The following is a 3,152-nucleotide window of genomic DNA, read 5'->3' as shown; positions in this document are numbered from 1 at the left end:
GGCCTGGCGGCCCTGTGCCTCCGGGGGCGGCGGGCGCCATGCGCCGGTAGTCCACGATTTCGAAGGCGTGCGCGTGCAGGTCGTCGGCCGGGTGCGGCTGGCGCTTCTCCACGATCCAGTCCGCCGTGTCGAAGGCCGGGAAGAACACATCCGCCCCCGGCACCTGCGTGTCCACGTGGGTCAGCCGCATGCGCTGGGCATGGGGCTGCGCCAGCGCGTAAACCTCGCCACCGCCGATTACCATCAGCACCGTGCCCGCGGCCCGCGCGATAGCCTCGTCCAGCGACGCCACCGCCTGCATGCCTTCGAACGGCACCCGTCCCGAGCGGGTCAGCACCAGGTTGGCGCGCCCCGGCAGCGCCCGACCCAGCGACTGCGCGGTCTTGCGGCCCATCAACACCGGATGCCCCAGGGTCAGCGCCTTGAAGCGCTTGAGGTCGTCGGGCAGCCGCCAGGGAAGCTCATTGCCGCGACCGATGGCCCGCGCGCGGTCCAGCGCCGCCACCAGCACCAGGCTCATATCGCCACCGGGGCCTTGATGGCCGGGTGCGGGTCGTAGCCGCTGATGGTGATGTCCTCGTAGCGCATCGTGAACAGGTCGCGCGCCTCGGGCGCCAGCGACAGCGTGGGCAGCGGGCGTGGTGCGCGTGACAGCTGTTCGCGCGCCTGGTCGTAATGGTTGCTGTACAGGTGCGCGTCGCCCAGCACGTGCACGAAGTCGCCGACCTGGAGGCCGCAGTGGCGGGCCACCATGTGCGTGAGCAGCGCGTAGCTGGCGATGTTGAACGGCACGCCCAGGAAGATGTCGGCCGAACGCTGGTAAAGCTGGCAGCTGAGCCGGCCGTTGGCCACGTAGAACTGGAACATCGTATGGCAGGGCATCAGCGCCATCTTCGGCAGGTCGGCCACGTTCCAGGCGCTGACGATCAGGCGGCGCGAATCGGGATTGCGGGTTATCTCGTCCACCACCCAGCGCAGCTGGTCGATTTCCTGGCCGTCGGCACCGCTCCAGCGCCGCCACTGCTTGCCGTACACCGGGCCGAGGTCGCCGTTCTCGTCGGCCCATTCGTCCCAGATGGTGACTTTGTTCTCTTTCAGATAGGCGATGTTGGTTTCGCCGCGGATGAACCACAGCAGCTCGTGCACGATAGAGCGCAGGTGCAGCTTCTTGGTGGTGACCAGCGGGAAGCCGTCGTCCAGCCGGTAGCGCAGCTGCCAGCCGAACACCGAACGGGTGCCGGTACCGGTGCGGTCGGCCTTCTCCTCGCCGTGTTCCAGCACGTGGCGCAGCAGGTCGAGGTAGTTGTGCATCAGGCCGCGTCCGCCGCGACCACCGCCGGCTGCAGGGTTGGCGAGCGCCGCGACAGCCACAGCAGGAACAGGCCCAGCGCCACCAGCGGCAGCGACAGCACCTGGCCCATGGTGAGCCAGCCGAAGGCGAGGTAACCCAGGTGTGCATCGGGCTCGCGCACGAACTCCACCAGGAACCGGAAGCTGCCGTAGAGCAGCGCGAACAGCCCCGACACGGCATAGCGCGGCCGCGGCTTTCGCGAATACAGCAGCAGCACGGCCATCATGACCACACCCTCGAGCACCATCTGGTAAAGCTGGGACGGATGCCGCGCGAAGCGGTCCAGCGCACCGGTTTCATGCAGAGAGCGCAGCTGTTCCATCGGCAGGCGCGCGTATTCAACGGGAAGGCTGTCGCGGAACACCACGCCCCAGCTGCCGTCGGTGGGCTTGCCCCACAGTTCGCCGCCGATGTAGTTGCCCAGGCGGCCAAAGCCCAGGCCCGAGGGAATGATCGGCGCCACGAAATCCATCACGTCGAAGTAGTGCAGCTTGTGCCGGCGCGTCCACCAGGCCGCGGCGAGCATCACGCCGATCAGGCCGCCGTGGAAACTCATGCCGCCTTCATTGATCTTCAGCAGCACCAGCGGATTGGCGAGGAAGGAATCAAAGCCGTAGAACAGCACGTAGCCAATCCGGCCGCCCAGCACCACGCCCAGCATGCCGTAGAACAGCAGATCGCCAAACCCGTTTTCGTCCACGCCGGGCAGTCTGCCGGCGCGTACGCGCTGCCGGCCGATGAACCAGGCGGCGCCAAAGGCGAGCAGGTACATCACGCCATACCAATGGATGCCGTGCGGCCAGAACGGCAGCGGCAGGGCGATCGGGTCGATCTGGTGCAGCAGGGTCATGCGGGCTCCGGCGGGCGATGCGCGGGGGCGCGGTCGGCCGCCCCATTTTGCCCCAGACCGGCGGCGCGCCCAAGCGCGATGGCCGCCCTGCCCCTCAAGCCGGCAGCACGCGGGCGATGACGCCCTTGAGGTAGTCGGTTTCCGGGATGGCCGGATGCACCGGGTGGTCGGCCGACTGCGACAGCGGCTCAAGCAGCTGCACCTGGCGGTCCAGGTGCCTGGCGCCGGCCTGCAGGCCGTCGATCAGCGCTTCCCGGGGCATGTGGTGGCTGCACGAGCAGGTGATCAAGATGCCGTCGCGCTCGAGCACCTGCATGCCCAGCTCGTTGAGGCGCCGATAGGCCAGCGAGCCCTCCTTGAAGTCCTTCTTGCGCTTCACGAAGGCCGGCGGGTCCAGGATCACCACGTCCCACTTGCGCCGCTCGGCGCGCGCCGCTTTCAGGAACTCGAAGGCGTCGGCGGCGTGCGCCTGCACCCGGTCCTGCATGCCGTTGTGCTGGATGTTGGCGTTGATGCCGGCCACCGCGCGCGCCGAGGCGTCCACGCAGTCCACCGCACTGGCACCGAAGGCCGCGGCGCGCAGGCCCCAGCCGCCCAGGTAGCTGAACACGTCCAGCACCTTGGCACCCGGGACATACGGCGCCAGGCGGTCGCGATTGCCGCGCTGGTCGTAGAACCAGCCGGTTTTCTGGCCTTCGCGCAGGTCACACAGGAAGTCCACGCCGCCCTCGCGGGCGATCGCCGGGCCGTCCAGCGTGCCGTGCACCAACTCCACCGAATCGGCCAGGCCCTCGATGGCGCGGGCGCCGCTGTCGTTCTTCCACAGCAGCGCCGAAGGCGCCAGCACCTTCAGGATGGCGGCGGTGATTTAGTCGCGCAGCCGGTCCATGCCGGCGGGTGGTGGGGGGGGGGCCACCCACCAACCCCCCACCCCGACCCGCGAACACACCA

Annotated in this window: 4 protein-coding genes; all 4 read right to left on the bottom strand. The window is 68.8% G+C overall.

Going from position 1 to position 3,152, the window contains the following annotated elements; all coding sequences use genetic code 11:
* Nucleotides 1-520: dihydrofolate reductase (locus tag K0M70_RS00585; RefSeq protein WP_290777881.1), on the bottom strand; the 520-nt coding region annotated here is incomplete at its 3' end.
* Nucleotides 517-1,311 (bottom strand): thymidylate synthase, encoded by a 795-nt coding sequence (locus K0M70_RS00580; RefSeq protein ID WP_290777878.1) that lies wholly within the window; start codon nt 1,309-1,311, stop codon nt 517-519. The genes K0M70_RS00580 and K0M70_RS00585, both read right to left, overlap by 4 nt.
* Nucleotides 1,311-2,201 (bottom strand): prolipoprotein diacylglyceryl transferase, encoded by an 891-nt coding sequence (gene lgt / locus K0M70_RS00575; RefSeq protein ID WP_290777875.1) that lies wholly within the window; start codon nt 2,199-2,201, stop codon nt 1,311-1,313. Before lgt ends, K0M70_RS00580 begins: the two co-directional genes overlap by 1 nt.
* A 94-nt stretch (nt 2,202-2,295) precedes the next feature.
* Entirely contained in the window at nt 2,296-3,048 is a 753-nt protein-coding gene (locus K0M70_RS00570) for a class I SAM-dependent methyltransferase (RefSeq protein WP_290777873.1), read from the bottom strand.
* Nucleotides 3,049-3,152 lie beyond the last annotated feature (104 nt).

Source organism: Arenimonas sp. (genome assembly GCF_019459675.1).
Lineage (GTDB): Bacteria > Pseudomonadota > Gammaproteobacteria > Xanthomonadales > Xanthomonadaceae > Arenimonas.
This window is presented reverse-complemented; position numbering and strand designations above follow the sequence as displayed.

What these genes read in the sequence shown, in the direction of transcription:
- K0M70_RS00580 (WP_290777878.1), bottom strand. Translation starts at nt 1,311, where the DNA reads ATGCACAACTACCTCGACCTGCTGCGCCACGTGCTGGAACACGGCGAG.
- lgt (WP_290777875.1), bottom strand. Translation starts at nt 2,201, where the DNA reads ATGACCCTGCTGCACCAGATCGACCCGATCGCCCTGCCGCTGCCGTTC.